General features: G+C 38.8%; 22 protein-coding genes, 1 riboswitch and 1 other annotated feature. Of the genes, 3 read left to right on the top strand and 19 right to left on the bottom strand.

The features are described from left to right. The first annotated feature begins 4 nt into the window (after positions 1 to 4). Positions 5 to 236: a binding site (T-box leader), on the top strand. Between the two features lie 109 nt (positions 237 to 345). Then, on the top strand, positions 346 to 1,968 hold the full coding sequence (gene serA / locus RYX56_RS03385) for a phosphoglycerate dehydrogenase (protein ID WP_317120723.1): 1,623 nt from the start codon (positions 346 to 348) through the stop codon (positions 1,966 to 1,968). A 47-nt stretch (positions 1,969 to 2,015) separates the two neighbouring features. Here serA and RYX56_RS03380 read toward each other — a convergent pair whose 3' ends face one another. The 18 genes from RYX56_RS03380 to RYX56_RS03295 form a co-directional block, all read right to left on the bottom strand. After that, positions 2,016 to 2,828 (bottom strand): histidinol-phosphatase, encoded by an 813-nt coding sequence (locus tag RYX56_RS03380; RefSeq protein ID WP_317120722.1) that lies wholly within the window; start codon positions 2,826 to 2,828, stop codon positions 2,016 to 2,018. A gap of 83 nt (positions 2,829 to 2,911) precedes the next feature. Further along, complete coding sequence (locus tag RYX56_RS03375) at positions 2,912 to 3,295, bottom strand: hypothetical protein (RefSeq protein WP_317120721.1); 384 nt, start codon at positions 3,293 to 3,295, stop codon at positions 2,912 to 2,914. Between the two features lie 134 nt (positions 3,296 to 3,429). Further along, the gene (locus RYX56_RS03370; protein WP_317120720.1) at positions 3,430 to 4,260 is read right to left on the bottom strand and encodes a peptidoglycan DD-metalloendopeptidase family protein; all 831 of its coding nucleotides are present in this window, start codon (positions 4,258 to 4,260) and stop codon (positions 3,430 to 3,432) included. A gap of 137 nt (positions 4,261 to 4,397) precedes the next feature. Next, on the bottom strand, positions 4,398 to 5,504 hold the full coding sequence (locus RYX56_RS03365) for a Ger(x)C family spore germination protein (protein ID WP_317120719.1): 1,107 nt from the start codon (positions 5,502 to 5,504) through the stop codon (positions 4,398 to 4,400). Further along, complete coding sequence (locus RYX56_RS03360) at positions 5,482 to 6,600, bottom strand: spore germination protein (RefSeq protein ID WP_317120718.1); 1,119 nt, start codon at positions 6,598 to 6,600, stop codon at positions 5,482 to 5,484. Before RYX56_RS03360 ends, RYX56_RS03365 begins: the two co-directional genes overlap by 23 nt. Before the next feature lie 13 nt (positions 6,601 to 6,613). Next, positions 6,614 to 8,107, bottom strand: coding sequence for a spore germination protein (locus tag RYX56_RS03355; RefSeq protein ID WP_439108462.1), 1,494 nt, complete (start codon positions 8,105 to 8,107; stop codon positions 6,614 to 6,616). A gap of 125 nt (positions 8,108 to 8,232) precedes the next feature. Then, positions 8,233 to 9,168 (bottom strand): VanW family protein, encoded by a 936-nt coding sequence (locus RYX56_RS03350; protein ID WP_317120716.1) that lies wholly within the window; start codon positions 9,166 to 9,168, stop codon positions 8,233 to 8,235. A gap of 125 nt (positions 9,169 to 9,293) precedes the next feature. Then, complete coding sequence (locus tag RYX56_RS03345; RefSeq protein WP_317120715.1) at positions 9,294 to 9,881, bottom strand: cob(I)yrinic acid a,c-diamide adenosyltransferase; 588 nt, start codon at positions 9,879 to 9,881, stop codon at positions 9,294 to 9,296. Beyond that, positions 9,878 to 10,276 (bottom strand): bifunctional adenosylcobinamide kinase/adenosylcobinamide-phosphate guanylyltransferase, encoded by a 399-nt coding sequence (locus tag RYX56_RS03340; RefSeq protein ID WP_317120714.1) that lies wholly within the window; start codon positions 10,274 to 10,276, stop codon positions 9,878 to 9,880. Before RYX56_RS03340 ends, RYX56_RS03345 begins: the two co-directional genes overlap by 4 nt. Next, entirely contained in the window at positions 10,273 to 10,917 is a 645-nt protein-coding gene (locus RYX56_RS03335) for a histidine phosphatase family protein (protein WP_317120713.1), read from the bottom strand. Before RYX56_RS03335 ends, RYX56_RS03340 begins: the two co-directional genes overlap by 4 nt. Continuing rightward, positions 10,875 to 11,666, bottom strand: coding sequence for an adenosylcobinamide-GDP ribazoletransferase (locus RYX56_RS03330; protein ID WP_317120712.1), 792 nt, complete (start codon positions 11,664 to 11,666; stop codon positions 10,875 to 10,877). Before RYX56_RS03330 ends, RYX56_RS03335 begins: the two co-directional genes overlap by 43 nt. Next, positions 11,647 to 13,173, bottom strand: coding sequence for a cobyric acid synthase (locus tag RYX56_RS03325; protein ID WP_317120711.1), 1,527 nt, complete (start codon positions 13,171 to 13,173; stop codon positions 11,647 to 11,649). Before RYX56_RS03325 ends, RYX56_RS03330 begins: the two co-directional genes overlap by 20 nt. Beyond that, complete coding sequence (locus RYX56_RS03320; protein ID WP_317120710.1) at positions 13,170 to 13,745, bottom strand: bifunctional adenosylcobinamide kinase/adenosylcobinamide-phosphate guanylyltransferase; 576 nt, start codon at positions 13,743 to 13,745, stop codon at positions 13,170 to 13,172. The genes RYX56_RS03325 and RYX56_RS03320 overlap by 4 nt, the downstream gene beginning before the upstream one ends. Continuing rightward, complete coding sequence (gene cobD / locus RYX56_RS03315) at positions 13,739 to 14,812, bottom strand: threonine-phosphate decarboxylase CobD (RefSeq protein WP_317120709.1); 1,074 nt, start codon at positions 14,810 to 14,812, stop codon at positions 13,739 to 13,741. Before cobD ends, RYX56_RS03320 begins: the two co-directional genes overlap by 7 nt. Next, complete coding sequence (gene cbiB / locus RYX56_RS03310) at positions 14,799 to 15,761, bottom strand: adenosylcobinamide-phosphate synthase CbiB (protein WP_317120708.1); 963 nt, start codon at positions 15,759 to 15,761, stop codon at positions 14,799 to 14,801. The genes cobD and cbiB overlap by 14 nt, the downstream gene beginning before the upstream one ends. Next, complete coding sequence (locus tag RYX56_RS03305; RefSeq protein ID WP_317120707.1) at positions 15,758 to 17,227, bottom strand: adenosylcobinamide amidohydrolase; 1,470 nt, start codon at positions 17,225 to 17,227, stop codon at positions 15,758 to 15,760. The genes cbiB and RYX56_RS03305 overlap by 4 nt, the downstream gene beginning before the upstream one ends. A 14-nt stretch (positions 17,228 to 17,241) precedes the next feature. Then, the gene (locus RYX56_RS03300; protein WP_317120706.1) at positions 17,242 to 18,300 is read right to left on the bottom strand and encodes a FecCD family ABC transporter permease; all 1,059 of its coding nucleotides are present in this window, start codon (positions 18,298 to 18,300) and stop codon (positions 17,242 to 17,244) included. Beyond that, positions 18,263 to 19,267 (bottom strand): ABC transporter substrate-binding protein, encoded by a 1,005-nt coding sequence (locus RYX56_RS03295; protein WP_317120705.1) that lies wholly within the window; start codon positions 19,265 to 19,267, stop codon positions 18,263 to 18,265. The genes RYX56_RS03300 and RYX56_RS03295 overlap by 38 nt, the downstream gene beginning before the upstream one ends. 195 nt (positions 19,268 to 19,462) lie before the next feature. Beyond that, positions 19,463 to 19,645, bottom strand: a riboswitch (cobalamin riboswitch). 207 nt (positions 19,646 to 19,852) lie between these two features. Between RYX56_RS03295 and RYX56_RS03290 the strand changes: the two genes are divergently transcribed. Further along, on the top strand, positions 19,853 to 20,053 hold the full coding sequence (locus tag RYX56_RS03290) for a hypothetical protein (RefSeq protein WP_317120704.1): 201 nt from the start codon (positions 19,853 to 19,855) through the stop codon (positions 20,051 to 20,053). A gap of 14 nt (positions 20,054 to 20,067) precedes the next feature. Beyond that, complete coding sequence (locus RYX56_RS03285) at positions 20,068 to 20,370, top strand: spore coat protein (RefSeq protein WP_317120703.1); 303 nt, start codon at positions 20,068 to 20,070, stop codon at positions 20,368 to 20,370. Between the two features lie 155 nt (positions 20,371 to 20,525). Here the strand turns inward: RYX56_RS03285 and RYX56_RS03280 are convergent, their stop codons facing one another. After that, positions 20,526 to 21,917, bottom strand: coding sequence for an MATE family efflux transporter (locus RYX56_RS03280; RefSeq protein ID WP_317120702.1), 1,392 nt, complete (start codon positions 21,915 to 21,917; stop codon positions 20,526 to 20,528). Position 21,918: the final 1 nt, after the last annotated feature.

The following is a 21,918-nucleotide window of genomic DNA, read 5'->3' as shown; positions in this document are numbered from 1 at the left end:
ATGATGTTAAACGTTGATGAAGAATGAAAAAATGACTTCCATTTCAGAGAGTTAGTGGTTGGTGCAAACTAACATGGATCATTTTCGATAGCCCTTCTGAGTTGATCAATTGAACCCTTTGGCAGTAGATTGATCCGGATAATCCGTTATCTTTTGGAGATAATTCTCCCCTGAGGTGTGTTGTGCGCAACACATAAATGAGGGTGGCACCGCGGTTAGAACCTTCCGCCCCTCACGATTCCGTCGTGTGGGCAGAAGGTTCTTTTTGTTGTAGCGCTTTCATGGTTATACCATGTTGCTCTTTTTATCAAAATAGAAAAAGATTACTTAAGGGAGTGGTTGAGAATGAACAAGCAAGCAGTTATTGAAAAGGAAGAAATCACAGGGAAAGCAGCAAAATACCAAATTTTAGTTTCAGATGCAATGAGTCAAGAAGGGTTGCTTCCTTTGCTTGAAAACACGGATGTTCATTGTGTTGAGGCTTATGTTGATGAGGTTGATGATTTATCTCAGTTTGATGCTCTTCTCGTTCGAAGTGCAACAAAAGTAACCGAGGAACTGCTTCAAAAAATGCCTAATTTGAAAATTGTTGCTCGTGCTGGTGTTGGTGTGGATAACATTGACCTAGATGCTGCAACAAAGCATGGAGTTGTCGTTGTAAATGCTCCTGATGGAAACACTATTTCAACAGCCGAACACACCTTTGCTATGATCATTTCTCTACTTAGAAAAATCCCTCAGGCGAATGCTTCAATTAAATCTGGAGAATGGAATCGAAAAGCGTTCCAAGGATCTGAGCTTCGTGGAAAAACACTTGGTATCGTAGGGTTTGGACGTATTGGTACACAAATTGCTAAAAGAGCGCGTGCATTTGAGATGCCACTTTTAGTATTTGATCCATTTTTAACGAAAGCACGAGCAGAAAAAATTGGTGTCATTCCAGCGACTTTAGATGATGTATTGGCTCAATCTGATATTATTACTGTGCATACTCCGCTCACAAAAGAAACCAAAGGAATTCTCGGTATGGAAAATATCGCGAAAACGAAAAAAGGTGTCTTTTTAATAAACTGTGCACGTGGTGGTATCATTGATGAACAAGCTCTGAAGCATTATTTGGCTAACGGGCATATTGCTGGTGCAGCTTTAGATGTTTTTGAAGAAGAACCTGCACAAGATAAAGAACTTCTTAAATTTGACAATGTTATTGCTACTCCACATATTGCTGCTTCTACAAAAGAAGCCCAATTAAATGTAGCATCTCAAGTATCTGAGGAAGTCATTCGATTCCTTGAAGGAGAACCTGCAACAAACTCAATCAACCTCCCAACCTTATCAAAAGAAATTTATGATAAGATCCAACCGTTCTATGACCTTACTAAGCGTATGGGTAATTTATTATCACAAGTAATGAAAACTCCAGTTCAGGAAATTGAAGTCTTCTATGGTGGTAAAATAAATGATCTTGAAACATCAATTACTACACGTAGTTTAATAGCTGGCTTCCTACAGCCTCGTGTAGATGCAGCCGTAAATGATGTTAATGCTGCTCTTATCGCAAAAGAAAGAGGCATTACCTATGGTGAGAAGCATGTAGAGAATACATTTGGCTACTCAAACTTAATTCACGCTGTAGTGCATGGCGAGGATCGTAAATTTGAGATTAAAGGAACCTATATTAAAGAATACGGGGCACGCATTGTAAGCATTAACGGCTTTAACGTTGATTTTATTCCTCAGGGCCACCTGCTTTATGTTCAGCACAATGATAAACCTGGTGTGATTGGCCGTATGGGACAATTACTTGCTGAACATGATGTGAACATTGCAACGATGCAAGTAGGTCGTAAACAAGAAGGCGGAGAAGCCATTATGATGATTGGCGTAGATAAAACAGTGGATGAAAATGTACTAGAAGCTATTCGCAAAATTGATGATATTCATTTCGCTGATAAGATTGAAGGTTAAGCAAAAAAAAGAGATGGCAGCTGCCATCTTTTTTTTTTTGCTTTCTTTTATCCTAATGGTACTTCCTTACGCTTACCTTTTTCAAACGTCATTAATGAGTTATATCCAATCGATTTTGCCAGGTCAATCGCCTGGTCAAAGTCAGCTCCCACATGATCCGGCTCATGTGCATCTGAACTCAATACAATTGGAATGTTTTTGTCATAACACATCTGTAATAATTTTGGATCAGGATATAATTCTCCCACTGGTTTTCTAAGACCAGCTGTACTAATCTCTACACATGTTTTTGAATTGGCTAATGCTGTTGTAGCCCGGTCGTACTGTTCTAATAAAAATGCTTCATCTTCAGGTACATATTTAAAAATCTTAACGAGGTCTATATGGCCGACAATATCAAATAGATTTGATTCGGCTAACGTCACAACTTGATCGTAATAGCCACGGTATGTATCATATAAATCTCGCTTGTCCCATTCACTACGAAATTCAGCTAAATCAATTCCGAAATCCCCTACCCAATGAATAGAACCGATGACATAATCTAAATCATATTGATCAATAAATGTCTTCATTTCTGAATGCTTTCCTGGAGTATAATCCATTTCAATCGACATTTTCACATCAATATTGGCATCCCATGCTTGTTTGAACAGATTCACATAGTCTCCCATATCATAATATCTTCGCTCATCTACCCAAGGGTTACGTAAAATATCACTTGTTTGATAAAAATGATAGGCATGTTCTGAAATTCCGAAGTGTTCAATCCCTTTTGCTTTTGCTTGGTCTGTAAATTGCTTTAAATACTCAAGAGATAGTTCGCCTTTTTCTAGGTGATTATGATAATCGGTTTTCATTGTCATCCTCCAGTTGTGAATTATGTCTTGTAACAACCATTGTACCAAATGTATAAAAATTCTGACAGAGAGAGGCGTTCAATTTACCAAATATGTTGAAATAAGGTTTCTAACTGGTCTTCTCGGTGCATTTTTAAATAGATCTTCCCTCTTTCAGTCAGAAATAATGCATCATCATTTGAATAAACAAGCTTCTCTGCATAGGCTACATCGATGTAAAATTGATAAAGAAGTGCTATATGCTTTTTCTTTTTACCCATTAACCGGTAGCCGAATGTCTTATCATGCGTTCGCCAAAAACGTGGATGAAGCTTCCGTTCCCCAATTAAACGGATAGAGGAATGCTTATTAATTTTATGTAGCATGAAAACAAAGCCATCAACTAAGTCAACTTGATTTGATGTTAAGTCCGTTTGTTCATTCAACCATTGAAAAAGTTCCGTGCTAACGATTACTTGTTCTTTCATGTCTTATACCTTCTACCTTTTCCAAGTTTCATAGACCTCATTTTACCATATTCGACACTCTTTTTATAGGTAGAAATCGTGTTTTTATTTTTAAAAAGCATGCTTCAGAGTTAGCGAAGCATGCTTGATTCTTCCTATTTTACGACTAAAGCCTCACCGATATAAATGGAATCACTTGCAAGTTCATTCCATTCTTTGATTTGTTCAATACTTGTTTCAAATTTCACACTTAAACTCCAAAGCGTGTCACCTTGTTTAACCGTGATTGATAACGGTTCATCCTTTTTTTTCAATTCATCTTGTCCCTTTTTTTCCTGTTCAATATCTTCATTTATCGAAGAATCCATTTTATCCTCATTCTGCATGTGTGCCATCACATAAATCACTTCCTCGTGATCATGATTCTTCCATGATTCACCATATGGAGAGGCTGCGCCCATGGAGGCATATCGATACTCTTTTTCCTTCGATAATACAAGCATCGGGTCCATTGCATCTGTCTTTTCGATATTCCAATTTCCATTATGAACTTCAAAATGGAGATGATTTCCTGATGAGCGACCTGTATTTCCAACGGTTCCTATCTCTTCTCCTATATCAATAGCTTGTCCAATCTCAACAAGGCGGTCATGCAAATGAGCATAGACCGTCTCAAGCCCGTTATCATGTTCAATGAAGACCACTTCACCATATGTATCAGAATAGTATGATTTACTTACTGTTCCAGAGGCTATTGAAACGACTGGGGTCCCTTCAACAGCAGCGATATCAATCCCATAATGCTTTCCATCTCTTGTTCCGAATGTATCAGTTACCTCACCAACTGTCGGCCAGATAAGAGATGAAGTGATTTTATTTGTTTCATCTTTTCCGGCCGCCTTGGCGCTTTGAGTTCCTAGAAATAAGATGCTGATACACACTCCTATCGCTAGTGCAATACAGACACGTCTAATAAGATCTACCATTATTTCCTCCTCAAAAATTAGGAAAACCAATTTCTAAAGCTTGTTCATAACATTCTCTTGATGATTGGTACTCATTTCCTCTATTTGCAAACCTTTCACTAGCTTATGATACCAATGGCTTTTTTATTCATAAACATCTATTCTATCGCCCCAGAACTTAAGATTTCTACATTCGCAATCACGTCAAATTCGACAGTCTGATAAATCGTATCTATCCATACCTCTGGTTGCCAATCTCTCGACGTACTTCTATACTTTTCACCAACAGCAACAGGGTCAATGCCTTCATCTCGAAATTCTTCAAGAAGGGTCTTACTTCTTTTGGCGATTTTTTCTTCAATGACCTTTTCAATCTCATCAACTAAATTCTCTTCTTCAAGATTATTTTTACCAGTGTAATCAATGATTTCACCTTTAATATCAATTTCTATCTTATAAACTGGATTAGATCCTGATCGATCCAGCGACCTTTTTCTTTTACTAAAGATCTTCTCTAACACCACAATTGATTCCTCTTCCTCCATATCTAAATGAAATTGTTTTGAAGTTTGCTTTGTAGGAGTGGTCATAAGCTTTAATATAAACGAATCATCATTATTTAACATACGTTGATATTTGTCATCTTTAAACAGAGCTGTACCCTTAATACCCACTCGTTCATCCTCAATCGTAAGAACTGGCAAAAATGGATCTCTAGCGTCATTATATAAACTAAAAAGAAATTCGTGCATGTTCGTTGTAGGAACGGTATTCATCTCCATATTTTGTTGAATTAAATCTGATAAGTAAACCCCCGTTTGCTCTCCACCGCCCAAATTCCCTGAAATGATCTCACTTGCTTTCCCCTCCACAAGAGTTAAGGTGATCCTGTTGCCCACAGAAACATCCCGGTATAAAGAATCAATAAAATCCTCTACTCCCCGCTTCGCTAATTCTTCACCTATTAACAGAGTATTTAGTTGGCCAAATTCCAACGGCTTTTGAGATTTTTCATTTAGTAATATCCTTGCTCCTTTTACTGTTTCTGCATTCGCATTTATTACGTCTCGCTCTTGTACGTTTTGTTCTCCTTGTTCAAGGAAAGTAGGAAAACTGACAGTCATATTAAGTCCTTGTTCACCGTCTACATCAACGCCTACCGTCCGTATGACAGCGATCTCATCAATAATACGTGTTTGCAAACATCCAGTTAATAAAACTAAACAGACGAGCAAAAATATTTTACATCGTACGAGAGTTTTCATGTCCTTTACTCCCCTTTTTAAACTTCATCACAATCGTTTGAATAACAACGAGCAATGGAATATAAGCAAAGACAAAATAAAACCCAAAATTACTTACCCACTCTCCAAATAAGCCAATTTCTTGTCTTGTTGGTAAAAATATAACGATTGCCGTAACAGCTACTAAGGCGAAAAATAAAGTAATTCGTTGATTCATATTAAAAATTCTCTTCGCCCCACGACTAGCAGCCCAAAGTGCTAAGGCGATATTAGGTGCAATAAATAACACCCAAAGAGATATCCCAATATATTCAAAACGTTCAAGAAAAGGGAGTTGAACAACTTTATATAGAGTAAGGGTTGCCCAAATTGTTTTGTTTAATTGTTCTTCCGAATAAAAAGCGAGACTGATTAGCATGATGCTGGTATAAACTAAAGTTGTAACAAAAGCGCCTAACTGTGCCCATTTTTGGGTGAACTGACGGTCTTTCAAAAAAGGATAATAGAGAAGTAAAATTTCAAACCCTAAAAAACTTAACGTCGTTTCTTTAGCACCTAACGCAATTTCTGAAATCGTGTGTTTGAATATTGGAACTAAATTTATAAAATGTGCAAATTCTAATGGCATTAAAAGCATAAAGTATAGGGGTATTGGGATAATGACCCCTAAAAAGGTTAAACCGACAACCGACCTAAACCCCCCAGCAACTACGTAATACAATAAACCAAAAGCAATAAGTGCCATCACCCATGTTGGTAGATCAATAAAGATCCACACTTGAATAATTTCAATATAAGCCCGAAGCACAATCGCTGCGAGCGAGATTAAATATATACAAACGAGAAGACTAAATGTATTTCCAATCCATTTACCAAAAAGCTGTTGATGAATAGAAATCAGATCTCCATTTGCTCGTTTCAACAGCAAGTAAATACAAAAAATAATGATGTGAACGGCTAAACCAGCTAACAATACGGAAATCCATCCATCATAACCGGCTTCCTTCACAACTCCTCTTTGAAATCCTAAAATGCCAATCCCTATTTGCATCCCATGAATTAGGAAAAAGACTAGAAATCCAGAAACAAGATATTGGTCTTTTATAGGCTTATCCATTTAATCGCCACCTTCATTCATCGATATCATGCTTCTCTTTCGCCCTAAAGAAATTAAAGCGTCCTTTGTCTCTTGGTCGTAAATACACGGGTCTTGTAGACATATACCGAAATGGCATGCGGATAAAAGCATCTCGCCAATCTCTCACTCTCGGAGGGAAAATAGGCTCTAAATATGGTCTTCCAAGTGACGTTAGATGAAGCAGATGAGCTAACGTATAAAGACCACAAAAAGCGATTCCGATACCGCCAAATAGAGCTGCTGATAGGATAAACGGAAAGCGAATTAAACGAATCGTATTACCCATTTGATAAACAGGTGTTGTAAAAGATGCAAGTGCAGCTAGGGCAACAATGATGAGCAGAACATTACTCGTTAGCCCTGCTTCAACCGACGCTTGTCCAATTACAATCCCTCCAACGATACCAATGGTCTGACCAACCTTCGTTGGCAACCTTGCCCCGGCTTCACGAAGCAATTCAATTGTCAATTCAAGAAATACAGCTTCAATAACTGGAGGAAATGGAATATTACTTCTTGATGCCATCACGGTCGCTAATAAATCTTTTGGAATCAATTCATAATGGTATGTTAAAACTGCAACATAAATGGGCGTTGCTAAGATAGAGAACGCAACAGAGAAGAAGCGTAACAATCGAACAGAAGAGGCAATTTGCCACGGTAAGTAATAATCCTCCAATGAAGAGAAAAATTCAACCAAGGTAACAGGACCAAATACGCTCTCTGGAGATCCATCGCATAAGAATGCTACTTTCCCTTCTGCCAGCACAGCAGATACCCTCTCCGGTCGTTCAGTATTAATAAGTTGTGGAAAAATGGACATTGTTTTATCTGTTATCATCTGGGCTAAGCTACTGGAATCGAGAATTTGATCAAATTCCAAGTCTTGTAAACGCTGTATCATCGTATCAAAGTTTTCTTGATCAACAAGCCCTTCTACATATAAAACAGCCACCCGGGTCTTGGTTATTTTCCCAAGTGTGAATTCCTTTATTTGCAGTTGAGGAAGTGGCAAACGCTTTCTAATTAAGTTGATATTAGTATCAATTGACTCGATAAAAGATTCTTGAGGGCCCGCTACACTAAATTCCACTTCTGGAGTCGTTACTTCACGGTCCGAGGCAAGACCAGCCTCGATAAGAGCTACAGTTGAAAGGTCTTCTAGGTCTCGAATCGCAATAAACCCTTCCATTACTTTATTGCGGAGATCTTGTGGCTTAGTCGTTATCATTTTATTTTGAATAGGGACCAATTCAATCATCGAATCTAAGTCGCTTGTTTCAGCTTCCGTTAAGTAAGGCAACACATCTCGATGCAAGCGATCAATATCAATCATTGTTTGAAAATAGCTAATCTCAAACTCTTTATCATTAAGCTTTCGTTTATATTTCGAGTAATCACTCGACTTATCAAATATTAAATAGATATCTTCTATTGTTTCACTTGGTTGTTTTTGCTTGCGTTGCTTCATCCATTTCACGAGCATCATGCGTCACCTCCTTAATTAAAAAATCCTAAATTCGTTATCATTAGTATGAAATGGAAGGATAAGAATTATGCGGACAATTAGAAATGCTCTCTTTAAACATGGAAAAAGCTAAGCATAGTGGCTTAGCTTGAAGGCGATTCATTATTTGTATAAACACTAACAGTAATTTCCCCTCGTTCTAAAGAGACATCCGTCCGTATAATAATTGGGTATGTATGAGGGTTTTTAAATTTGAAATCAGGTCCTCCCCATGAGACTGTAGCATCTCTACCAGCTGGGACATATCCAATCTCTTTTGAATGAGTAATACGTTCAACCATTTCAAGACCAGCTGCATCCACCGCATTATATAGAGTCGAAGAAGTCTGACAAATCCCACCGCCTATTCCCATCACAAATTGCTTATTGACGATCTCTTTTGCTTCTTTATACCCTCGTTCAAGGGTTCGCTCTCCCACTATTTGATTAAATGAAAAGTGATCACCAGGCCCGAGCACAAAATCTTGAATCGACTCTGCTGACCTTCTTATATTCTCTGACCTACCTTGAACGCCAGAATTAAAATACGTTGTGAAAGATCCTATCTCATAAAGATCAATTCCTTCTAGCTCCTCTTCACTAACAGTTGGTTCTTCCACATAAATAGGCAGAGGTAATTGTGTTTCTAGAAAGGAGGCGTTCATTAACTGCTCTACTAATTCTTCCTCCGCTAAAATAACTCTCGCTTGACCCGGAGTAATGATTCCTTCTTTATTAATCGTAGGGTTTCGCATAGGCGTATCGATGGTTTGGGCTAGCTCACTCGCAAATGCTCTTAATTCCTCTTCCTGAACGTCGACACCTGGTTGATAACCAAATTCATTTAATGCAATCAACTGAATCGATTGATCACGTTCATCTACAAGTGCTACCTCCCAAATCACTGGTGTCCTCAAGTTCCAATTGTTCGTATTGAGATCATAAATAAAATGATCTTTCGCTTTTAGATTCTCTTCAGCACTAACCTGAAGGGTTCCTATTAAAAAAACGAAACCCACCGTTAATAATCTTCTGCGCATCTGCTCACACTCCCTTATAAACTCCATTTCTACGATATGATTTAAGAGAGTGCAGTATGAGTGTTCATATAAAATTTTCTAAATAAAGGAAAAACACGAGGAATCATCACTCCTCGTGTTTTTTATCATTTATCTTCTTTGCGTTTTCCTCCACGAAAGACTAGTGCGCTTCGCTCATATTCAACATCCTTCACCTGCAATCTTGCATTTACTACTCGTGCAATAGCAAAGAAATAATCTGAAAGTCGATTTAGATATTTGAGAACAATTGGATTCGTTTGCGCTTGTTGATGCAGTTTAGTTACTAGGCGTTCAGCTCTTCTTGTGACCGTTCTACATACATGAAGTGTAGCTGCCGCGGCTGAGCCCCCAGGCAAAATAAATCGTTCTAGTTCTGGTGCCTCTTTAATATAGACATCGATGCGCTCTTCTAGAAAGTCAACGATGTCTTGCTTAGCTTTATAGGGACGTTCTTCACTCACTTTTAACATTGCGAGATCCCCTCCACAATCAAAGAGCTCATGTTGAATTTTCTCTAGTTCAGCTAGAATATCTGAAAATAACTCCTTATCAAGCTGAGTAACGGCTTGACCAACAAAGCTATTTAATTCATCGGTTGTTCCATAAGCCTCAACACGTATATCATCTTTGGAAAGACGACCACCAATCACACTCGTTTTACCTTCATCGCCCGTTCTTGTATATAGCTTCATTTGTCTTCCTCCTCATTTTTTAACTCTTGTTCAATTCCATACCAAATCAAAGATACCTTAGTAGCATTTTTTACGATATCTTGATAACACCAGCCAACAAGATCACGCCATTCTCTATGAGACGCTTCAATTGGTACAATTCCCTTGCCAATGTCACACCCTATCAAATAGAGATGATTTTCTATAGATTGTGATTCCCATATAATTAATTGATTAAGCCATGTATTAAATTCGTTTCTTGCATGCTCAACTTCATTGCCATTTATGAACCGTTTAACGACCTGCTCAAGTCCATAAATAATAAATACCCCTGTGTTTGACGAGAGACCTTTCGTTACGCTTTCATCGGTATAGCCATTATACCACCTTACATTAGAATATTCGCACTTTATCAATTGTCTACGAAGCCAATCGTTTTTCCCGTGATAGGCTCCACCTGTAATGAAGTGAATCGTTCTCCCCTCCTTAATTTGGATGCATGTCCATTTAAACGGTAAACACTTCCAATTTTAGCGTGCCACTCTGTGAAGGGCTTTACAATAGGTGCATACTCACTTAGTAAATACCTAATCACCCCTCCATGAGTAACAAGCGCAATTTTAGTGTACTCTTCGTTAAATGCCACGTCGAGACAATGCTTTAAACCTTCTACCACTCTTTCAGTAAATTCCAGAAAAGTCTCTGCATTTGGAGGCGTAATGTGTTGTGGCTGCTGTAACCACTGTTGATAAAGAGTATGGTTACACAAATCTTCATAGCGATAACCTTCAAAATCACCAAAATGATATTCTCGCAAAAGCGGAACAAGAAGTGGTTCTTCCGATGGGAAAACTATAGCTGCCGTTTGTTGGCAACGTGTGAGATCACTCGTAAACACTCGATCAACCCTTTGAGTACGACATAGACGTCGAAGATCTCGCATTTGATTGAGACCGTCTTCTATTAAAGGAAGATCATGATGACCAAGGTAACGTCTTTCTGCATTATACTGCGTTAAACCATGCCGAATGAGGATAACATCCAAATCATTCCCCATAAAAAGGTCTCACTCCCCTCAGTTCCTGCACCAACTGTGTCTCCAGTTATGCCTTTAATTTGCTTGTAACTAAAAATGAGCCAACTGATAAAAAAGAACCCTGCCAGCATGATAATAATAAAAGAAGCTGAATCATTCATCCATGCCACAACGAATGTAGCCACAATCCAAAGAGTATACACCCATTTAACCGAAGTCGTTTGAGCCGGCTTTAAAGCAATCGCCATTCCCTCATTTCTAGCAAACTTACCAACCACAATTAGTCCACCCATCACAAGCCGTGATAAAAATGGGACAAGCAAGAACCAAAACAAATTAAGAGGTGATTGAAGAATTTCATACACAAATAAAAACTTCCACCCAATAAGAACTAAAAGGGAGAGAACACCAAATGCACCGACTCTGGAATCTTTCATAATTTCAAGCTTTCTTTCCAAAGATTGTCTTGAAAAAATGGCATCACTAAAATCTGCCCACCCATCAAGATGCAGTCCACCTGAGTAAATAAATGTAAACGTTATTAACCATGCAGTGATCATTAAAACTGATATCGAGGTGAAGTTAAGTAACACATAAGCTTGCATACTTAATAATCCACCTAAAACAAGCCCTGTAAATGGGTAAAAACCCACTGAAAATTTAGCAAGATTTTCATTCCAGCCCAACTGCACTCGAATGGGAATCGATGTGAGCAATTGAAAAGCTAGCAGGCAGCCTTTTACACTATTTTTAATAAACTCGATCAACATTATGACTCTCCCACTTCTCGATTAGTGCTAATAAGTGATCACAATCCCACTCTTTTAAAAAAGCATCTGCTAGTTCATCGTAGGCATTCTCTTGCATTGACATATAAGAGAGTATTGGCTTAGATGGTAACCCCCGCTTCTCTCTTAGTCGATTAAGCCATCTATTCCTCCACTCATCATGAAAAAAGAGATGATGAAGATACGTTCCAATGATACGCCCTTCCTGAGCATACACCCCTTCATTCCTCCCATTAAGCTTCATAAATGATGCTATCTTGTTATCTAATAATTTTGTTTGTCCCAAATGAATTTCATAACCTTTTATAGCAGAATTACTTAAATTTGAAGGGTACAAAAGGTTCCCTGCCGATCTGACGGTTGTTTTTAAATCTTTAAACTTGGTTTCTAATGCGAGCAGGCCTAAACCTTTACTTTTTTTACCTTTGACTCCCGTGTCAGATCCTGCCTCATCTATAATCGTCTCACCTAATAATTGATAGCCTCCACAAATTCCAACGATGGTGCCTCCGTCTTCTATATACCTTTGCACCTCGTAAGTGAGCTTAGTTTCATTCATCCATGTAAGTGCTTCGATTGTACTTTTCGTACCTGGTAATATGACCGCATCAGGTTTCCCCAATTTTTCTCCTCTTGATACAAAACGAAGCGAGACATCCTCTTCAACTAGGAATGGTTCCAAGTCAGTATGGTTTGATACATATGGAAGGTCGATCACGACAATGTCTAAAGAGGATTTACCATTCTTTTCTTTATTTTTATAATGATCTAACGCTAATGAATCTTCTGCCTCAATCCTTATGTCATTCATGTAAGGTAATACAGCCAAAACCGGTACATTCAAATGTTCTTCAATCCATTTAACCCCTTGTTCAAATAAACTAGGATCTCCACGAAATTTATTAATGACGACCCCAATTACACGACTGCGATCTTGTGGTTCAAGTAGTTGCATCGTTCCTACTAGACTAGCAAATACACCTCCACGGTCAATATCCGCTACAAGAATGACAGGGACATCTGCCATTTCAGCCACTTTCATATTAACTAATTCCCGATCATTTAAGTTCACTTCAACCGGACTTCCTGCCCCTTCAATCACGATAAATTCATACTCTTGTTCGAGCTTTTGAAGCGAAGAATGAATTGTTTTTATCCCGGTTTCATAAAAAGTTTCACGGTATCCTCTTCCTGATAGTGTTTGAAGTCTTTTTCCTAAATGAACCACTTCTGCCTGCCTATCATTCGTTGGTTTTAGAAGAATTGGATTCATAAAGACGGTCGCTTCGACTTTAGCAGCTTCCGCTTGAATACCCTGTGCCCGACCAATCTCTTCATTATTAATCGTCACATAGGAGTTATTAGACATATTTTGAGATTTAAAAGGCGTAACACGTATCCCTTTTCTTGCGAGGATCCGACATAAAGCAGTACAAATTACACTCTTTCCAACATCAGACGCTGTACCTTGAATCATAACTCCTCTCAATTTGACTCACTCCCTTTCATTGTAATGGGTATACCTGACTCTACTAAAATAGCTTCAGTTGAAAGAGCCACAGCATATTGATGAAGAAAGCCGAGCATTTTTTTGTAGCTAATCGTTAGCTCGTCTACATGTGACTCATAACTCACTTCATTTGTTACAAGGATGGTTATCCATTGGGCACTAGCAAGCTGCAATAACAACGATTGTAATTTTAATAAGAGTGCTTGCTGAAATGTTTCGTCACTCCATCGTTTTGGATCATCCTTCCACCCAGAAAACCACTCATTTGTTAGGAGTGTCGTTAAGCAATCGATTAACACGACCTCATTCGGTCCAAATTCATCCACTAACTCATGAAGATCCTTATTCTTCTCTATGACGTGCCAGTGATTTGATGATTGCTGTCGTTGTCGCTGATGTTGTTTTACTCTTCCTTTCATTTCATCATCTTCGACTTTGCCTGTCGCCACATAATATAAGTTTGTATGTAATTGATCATGCAGCTTTACTGCTCGCTTTTCTGCATAAGTGCTTTTTCCACTTCTAACTCCGCCCGTAATAAAAATCAACATTTCTCTCTCCACATCCTTAGTACATCAAGGAGCTGGTTGTTTTCCTCTTCTTTTTTTACAGCCAATCGAATATAAGCCCCATCTAGCCCATTAAACGAATAGGTGTGTCTAGGAATGACCCCATGCTGAATAAGAAACTCTAAAAGCGGCTGTAAATCTTGTTTAGCCGGTTCCGAAAGCAAATAAAAATTAACCACTGAATCAGAGATGCAAAAACCTATTTGTTCGAGCTCTTTTTTCACCCGTCTACGTTCTTTAGCAAGATATTTAGTCGACATTTCAACAAAAGGCTCATCATTTAGGATCTGAAGTCCTATTTTTTGAGCAAGCCCGTTTACACTCCAAGGCGGTTGAAACTGCTTTATCTTAGAAATAGTTACTTTATCTGCCATCAAGTAGCCTAGGCGAACCCCGGCAATTCCATACATCTTAGTCATCGAACGCAAAATAATAATGTCATTTAAGTCCACTCCTTGGTTTAGAATGGATTGCTTCGAAAGTTGAAAATCATAAAAAGCTTCATCAATGACCACTTTTGTTCCGTTCCTTTTTGCACATTCAATGATCACTTTCATTTCATTGATTGAATAGCTTGTTCCAGTTGGATTATTCGGAGAGCAAATAAATAGTAGATCAAAACTCTCCAAACGACCTTCCAAATCCGTAATGGATAATTTCCATGGTTCATGCAATACAAGTGAATCAATGTAGCAATGGTTAGCATGACACGCATCACGGTATTCTGAAAAGGTTGGTTCAACAATCAGTACTCGTTTCCCTTGGTAAAGATGAGCTAAATGAAAGATTAATTCAGCTGCTCCGTTTCCAACGATTACTTCATTATCATTTACATTCAACTTCTCTGAAAGCGCTCTCGAAAGTGTTTCAGCATAAGGTTCAGGGTAATGCTGAATGGCAGATTGAAGCTGGTCAATCTGTAGGGAAGCCGCTTGTGTAACTCCTAGTGGGTTGGTATTCACACTAAAATCAATGGAGTCTTCTTCATATGTAAGGCCTAACGCTTTTGTTAAATGTTTGGGGTTTGCACCATGATTAGGTAATGACAATCCACACACCACCAATCATCCATAATAAAATGGTGAAACGATACACCGTACGTGTCATCACTTCTGTTGCTACTGAAATATGGTGAACATTAATCGGAATAAGAGGATCACCCATTTTTGCTCGGTTTGAAACTTCGCCAAAGTACATATTTCTACCTCCAAGTTGAATCGCAAGGATGGCAGCCATCGCGGCCTCCCCCCACCCACTATTTGGACTAGGGTGTTTCTTTGCATCACGGAAGAGCACGTTCAAACATTGACGCCTCGTACGTTTTAGATGCGGTTGGTTACAGGCAATCATCACGATCCCACTTAGTCTACTAGGGATAAAGTTCAAAGCATCGTCCAACTTTGCTGCAGCATACCCAAACTCTTTGTATCGATCGTTGAGGTATCCCACCATTGAATCTCCAGTATTAACTGCTCGATAGATCATTGCTAATGGAGCGCCTCCTATTAGCGCATAAAATAACGGGGCCGTAATTCCATCGCTCGTATTTTCAGCAACGGTTTCAATTGTAGCGCGGCTGATTTCTTCTTCATCTAATTCAGTCGTATCACGTCCAACAATATACGAAAGATGCCTTCTTGCATCTATTAAACGACCTTCCAAAAGAGGCTCTTCCACATCAATGGCTGCTTTTTTTAACCCCTTTGTTGCAATGGTCGTTGAAATGATCCACGCTTCAATGAAAATACCAAGTGCGACATGGATGGAAAAAGCAATATAGATCAGTATAAAAGCAAAACCCCCACTTAGTGCTAATAAGACCAGCATCATAAGCCACCCTTTTAAATACTTATGAGTACCGTGATTGAGTCTTCTCTCAAAAAATGTAATGACTCTTCCCATACCAACGACGGGATGAGGAAGAGAACGTGGATCACCTAAGATACGGTCGATCACAACTGCAAGCGTGATTGACAGTAAATGATAGAGAACAATCATACGCCTCTCCTTCTTTTATTTCGAACAATCGCTTCTCTTGTTGCATCGTAAACTAACTTTGCTACAACTTTTCCAATCGGTGTAATCGTTCCTGCATATGGAAATTTTGTTCCTTCCTGTGTTGCAGCTATCATGACACTATCTGTTGAGGTCCCTGTTGCAATTGTTTGAGTCGAAGCATCCATGATTTCTTCATCATGCATGGCTTTGGCTTTTGCTTCTGTTACGGTCATTAAGGCTTGGACATATGCTGACTCGGGAAGCTTACCTTCAATAAATACCCATGTGTTTATCGTTCCAATTTGCTGAACAAAAGCCGGATGCTCATGGGCTCTTGCGGCATCGACAGCATTAGAAGTCCCTGCTGTAACCATTACTAATAGATTCATATCCTTCTCATTTGATCGAAGTATCGTCCCATCTTCAAGCATTGCAGCAGTCATCATCCCAAGGACATCTGTTGCACTTACATGATGGGCTTCTAGAAAATGTTTAAATTCTTCTCCAACATCGTCACATTGATAGTCTTTATGCACATGCCTGTTGACGAACGTATTATGCCAACTAAAACCTGCACCAAGTACAGCCGATGATAAAGCTTTCCACCTCGTCGGACTTGTGACTTTAATCCATTTCTCATTTCGGTCAATCGTCAGTTGGTCAATAGGTGATAAGTTAGTTTCGTGATTTTGTTCTGGTACAAAGGTGATTAGTGGAGAGGGCACGGAAGGATGCTCTCCACATTCTAATGGCGTCTTATATACATGTGTAAGGTGGTCCGTCTTCATTACATGACGTGGTTCATTTAAAGCAATCGTTTGGCCCTCGTCTAATAATAAGACGCGGTCGCAATACAGACTCGCCATATTCAAGTCATGTAAAACCGCAATGACCGTTAAATTCCGATCACGGGACCATTGCTTGAGCGAGTTCATTAAACTCATTTGGTAGGAAACATCAAGATGATTGGTTGGCTCATCTAATAATAATATTTCTGGTTCCTGTGCTAATGCGCGAGCAAGTAGGACCCTTTGACGCTCTCCTCCACTTAGAGCTTGAAGAGGTTTATCTTTAAACGGTTCTGTTCCGGTTTGAATTAAAGCTTTATGAATAATGTCTTTATCTTCAGCGGTTAATCCTTGCAGCCAGCCTTTTTGATAAGGATATCGCCCAAGAGCTACGACATCCCATACAGCATACGTAAAGGCCGTTTCAGACTGTTGCGGTAGAACTGCCATGATTTGCGCTAATTCTTTTGAATGATAAGAAGCAAGAGAGCGTTGATTTATTTCGATAAAACCCTCTCTCACATCCTGACCTCCACTTATAGCTTTTAGAAGAGTCGTTTTACCACTGCCATTTGGACCTACAATGCCAAATATTTCACCTTTCTCCACTGCAAATGAAACGGATTCAATTACTTTCTTCTCACCATATCCAAGGGTAAGATTATCAATTGTAATCATCTCTTGCCTCCTCTCTAACTAGCTATTTTCCTTTGTCTTAATAAAATAAGAGCAAATACTGGAGCACCAATCATTGCTGTTATCACACCGATTGGTAATTCTGTTGGTGCCAATAAGGTTCTGGCGACTAAGTCGGTTAATGCTAGGAATCCGGCCCCGACAAACATGGATAGTGGAATTAAATGACGATGATCACTTCCCCATATCAGCCTTGTTAAGTGCGGGATCACTAACCCTACAAAGCCAATTGTCCCCGATACAGCAACCGCACCACCAGTTACAACGGTTGCCCCTAATAAAATCATTAGTTTACGTACTTTTAAGTTCACACCCAATTGACGAGCTGTTTCCTCTCCAAAAGCTAGAGCATTCAATTCATGACGATTAAAGAATAGTAGGATAAAGCCTATTACAAAACAAGGGAGGATCATCCATACATACGACCATCCTCTGAGCGCCACACTACCCATCAACCAATTAATAATCTGTCTCAATTCATCTCCTGTTAGAGAGATCATTAAAGAGATAAAAGCTCCTAAAAATGAACTGAATATAATACCTGCTAATATAATGGTCTCTGCAGACATGGACCGTTGAACGACTCTTGCAAAGCCAATAACTAAAAACAAAGTCAAGAATCCTGTTATGATACTAACAAATGGAAGAGTAAACCGGCCAACTAAAGGCAAGCTTAACCCAAAAAACAATACCACAACTGCTCCTACTGCTGCACCTGAAGAGACACCTAATGTGTATGGATCGGCTAATGGATTTTTTAAAAAACCTTGGAATGCTGCGCCTGCTACCGCTAAGCATGCCCCTACCATCATCGCAAGTAAGGTGCGAGGTAGTCTTATTTCCATTACGATGTTGATATGCATCGGGTCTAATTCTACACTTAAGGGAATATGTAAACCTTCTGTTAAGACAATTAAAATAACCGTAGAGAAGGGAAGCTCTACGCTTCCCTTTCCAATACTTATAATTAAAGCGAATGCACAAAAAAGTATAACTGAGGTATAAGCAATAACGTGATTATTCGCCAAATACCTCTGGATAAATGACTGACGCAAGTTCTTCTACTCCTTTTACAAGACGTGGGCCAGATCTCGTTACTTCATCTGATTGAACATCATAAATACGATCATTTACTACTGCTGTAACATCTTGCCAAGCTGCTCGATCCTTAATTTTCTCATCAGCATTTTCGACATAATAACCGTATGTTGTGATGATTACCTCAGGATCTAATGACACAACTTCCTCTTCTGTAAATTGTGGCCAGCCCTCTTCTGAGTTAGCTATGTTATTAGCATTGATCATTGAAAGCATTTCATCGATAAAGGTATTGCTTCCTGCTGTGTACAATTCATCAGAAACTTCTACCCATACGCTGACTTTTTCTTCTTCATTAATCTCAGAAGCCTTTTCTTCCACACCAGCAAAGCGTTCCTTCATTTCTTCTACTGTGTGTTCTGCTTGCTCGTCGGCACCAGATGCTTCTCCGATAAGAGTAATTGCCTCGTACACAGCATCAATGGAAGTCGCATCATTAATAACTACAACCGGAATACCAGCGGAACGAATTTGTTCTAATCCTTCTTCAGAACTATGGGCACTTGACTCATGTGATAAAACAAGGTCAGGCTGCAAAGATAACACTCGTTCTACATCAAATGTCATATCCCCAACACTCTCAACCTCAAGAACTTCCTCAGGGTAGTTATCCCAATCTGTTCTTCCTACTACATTGTCACCTTGATCAAGTGAATAAAGAGTTTCTGTAATGCTTGGAATCAATGAAATCATTCTCTCTGGCTTTTCATCAATTGTCACTTCATCCCCTAAAGCATCGGTTACGGTACGTGGAAAATCATCGGTTGCTGTACCATCGGCGCTGTCTTCATTTTCTTCCTCCGTTGTTGCTTCACCCTGTTCAATATTTGGTTCTACTTCCTCCGTACTTTCACTTTCTCCACATGCTGTGATGATTAATGCCATCATCATAGCTGCTAGTAACACATTCCACTTCTTAAACATACGACACTCTCCCAAATATATAATAGTACTTATTTTCTCTTTAGCTACTGTGTGGAACAAAAAAGTTCAGGAATCGATCAATACAAAAAAGCACTCCAAAACGAGGAGTGCTTACATAATAAAAGTAGTACTAAACTTACTCTAATATAATAATTACCTGAGTATGTTAGACCGCTTCCCCTTTTCCTCGAAGGTTTCACAACAAACGCCTAGGCAGGTCTCCTGACTCATGCTTTGCAATTGTTTCTCCTTCCCATCAAAGTGACAGTGGCGTAGTGAAACAATCTAGCATTTACAGTGGCGGGACCGTGTTGGAATTACACCAACTTCCCTATTATCACTCCCGATTATTGAGTGACCTAGATGTGCGCTATATGAGATTGTTAATAAGTATCTTTATTATACATGAATCCATACTATTCGACAGTATTTTTCGAGAATTTTTAGGGAATTGAAAAACCTTATAGACCTTATTACAACTTATTTTTATACCAGTTATATCTCGTTTTTTATCATCATGTTTTAATTTTTTAGAGTGTGGTATTCAATATAATACATTCTCAAAAAATACAGGAGGTACTGACCGTGAAAAATACAAACTATGCAACTCATGAGATCTTGGAAGTTCACGAGATCCTCACCATTAAATCTGCAAGCTCAGCTAAATCTTCTATGATGCAAGGGCTCGCCTCGGATAACAAGTTAAAAGAATTACTTGATAAGGATGCTAAAACATCTCAAAAAGCAATCGAAGAATTAAGCACTATTTTAAAGGAAGTAAAATAAGGGAGGCGTTAACTATGGCTAGTATTTTAGATAAAATTAATAATAAAGAATTAATAAACGATGAAGTAATTGCTACAGACCTCTTAGTAACTTCAAAAGCAGCTGTTAGAAGTTATGCTGTAGCAATTACTGAGACAGCTAGTCCAAAAGTTCATAAAATCTTAAAAAAGCAGTTAGATGAAGCTATTGATCTTCATCATCAAGTAGCCACATACATGATTGAAAATGAAATGTATCATGCTTATGACATTGAGGAGCAAGTAGACCATGATATGGAAAAAGCAGAATTAGCATTAAAGATGCCTACTAAAAAATAATTGAGTCTATAAAAAAGAGGCTGAGACAAAAGTACTTTAACTTATGGAAAAATCGAACATTACTGATGCGGTATATTTCATCCGCTCATTTAGCGCTTCGTTCGTATCCTGAGTTAAACCTCTTAGATATGTCCCAGCCTCTTTTTCTTTTTCTATTAATTTGTTAAAGTAGCTGCTTCTATCTGATTAAGTTCTTCTTCCCCCTTCACCAAAATGGTATCTCGATCTTTATATAACAGGACAGTTGCTAAGACAAAAGACAGTCCATCTGCAATCGGAAAGGCCATCCACACCCCACTTACTCCAAAGAAATGAGGCAGGATCAACACAAGAGGGATGAGGAATAAAATTTGTCTTGATAGTGACAAAATCAATGCTGGCTTCGGTTTCCCCAGTGCTTGATACAATCCTCCAGCTACCACTTGCACCCCTACTACAAAGAAACCTAAAAACATAATCCGCATCGCATCAACACCAGCATCAATGACAATTAGGTCTGAGGTGAAGACGCGCATGAAAATCCATGGGAAGATCATCATCAATATGAAAATACCAACCGATGAAATAATGACGACTTTTAGTGTTAACCATATTGTTTCTCGCATCCGTCCATATTGCTTCGCTCCGTAGTTGTACCCTACAATCGGCATCATGCCTTGCATCACGCCAATTATCGGCATGACGGTAAACATCAGAATTCGTTGTATAATTCCAAACACACCAACATATAAGTCGCTTCCGTATTGAATCAGCATCGTATTGATAGCAATCATCATAATACTCCCTGATGCTTGTTGTACAAATGCAGGTAGGCCGACTGATACCACTTCTTTTACAATACTCCATTTAATCATTAGATCACTCCACTTGAGTGTGAGTGAGCTTTTTCCTGTTAGATAATATCTTAAAATGACCACCGTGACTGCAGCTTGTGATATGACGGTAGCTACGGCCGCGCCTTGGACGCCCATATTTAATCCAAAGATAAAAATTGGATCTAAAATGATATTAATGACGGCTGGAATAATCATCGTCATCATCGCAAATTTAGCGTTTCCTTCTGATCTAACAATATTATTTGTCGCAAACGCAAAAGAAAAGAAAAATGTTCCTAGCATAATTGGAAACATGTACTCCACTGCATAAGGAAGAATTTCAGGACTTGCTCCAAATAAAATCAACATCTCTTCTAAAAAGGTAAAGGATGCTATCACACCAATAATACTGATTAAGAGGATGATTGAAATAATCGTTCCAAACACTTGGTTGGCTTCATTATCTCGCTTTTCTCCTAAACGCCTTGAAATAACCGAAGCTCCTCCGATCCCCATTGCTGCTGACACGGCCATAATAATCATCATGACAGGAAAAGCAATCGTAACACCCGCAACTGCATCGATTCCTACTCCATAAGAAATAAAGATCGTATCGACTACATTATATAAAGCCATCACAAACATCCCAATCATGGCCGGGACTGACAAATCTCGTAAAAGCTTTGGAATGGATTCCGTACCTAGCTTCTCACTTTGTTTCTTATGTTCCATT

This window comes from Alkalihalophilus lindianensis (assembly GCF_032843265.1).
GTDB classification, from domain to species: Bacteria; Bacillota; Bacilli; order Bacillales; family Bacillaceae_D; genus Alkalihalophilus; species Alkalihalophilus lindianensis.
This window is presented reverse-complemented; position numbering and strand designations above follow the sequence as displayed.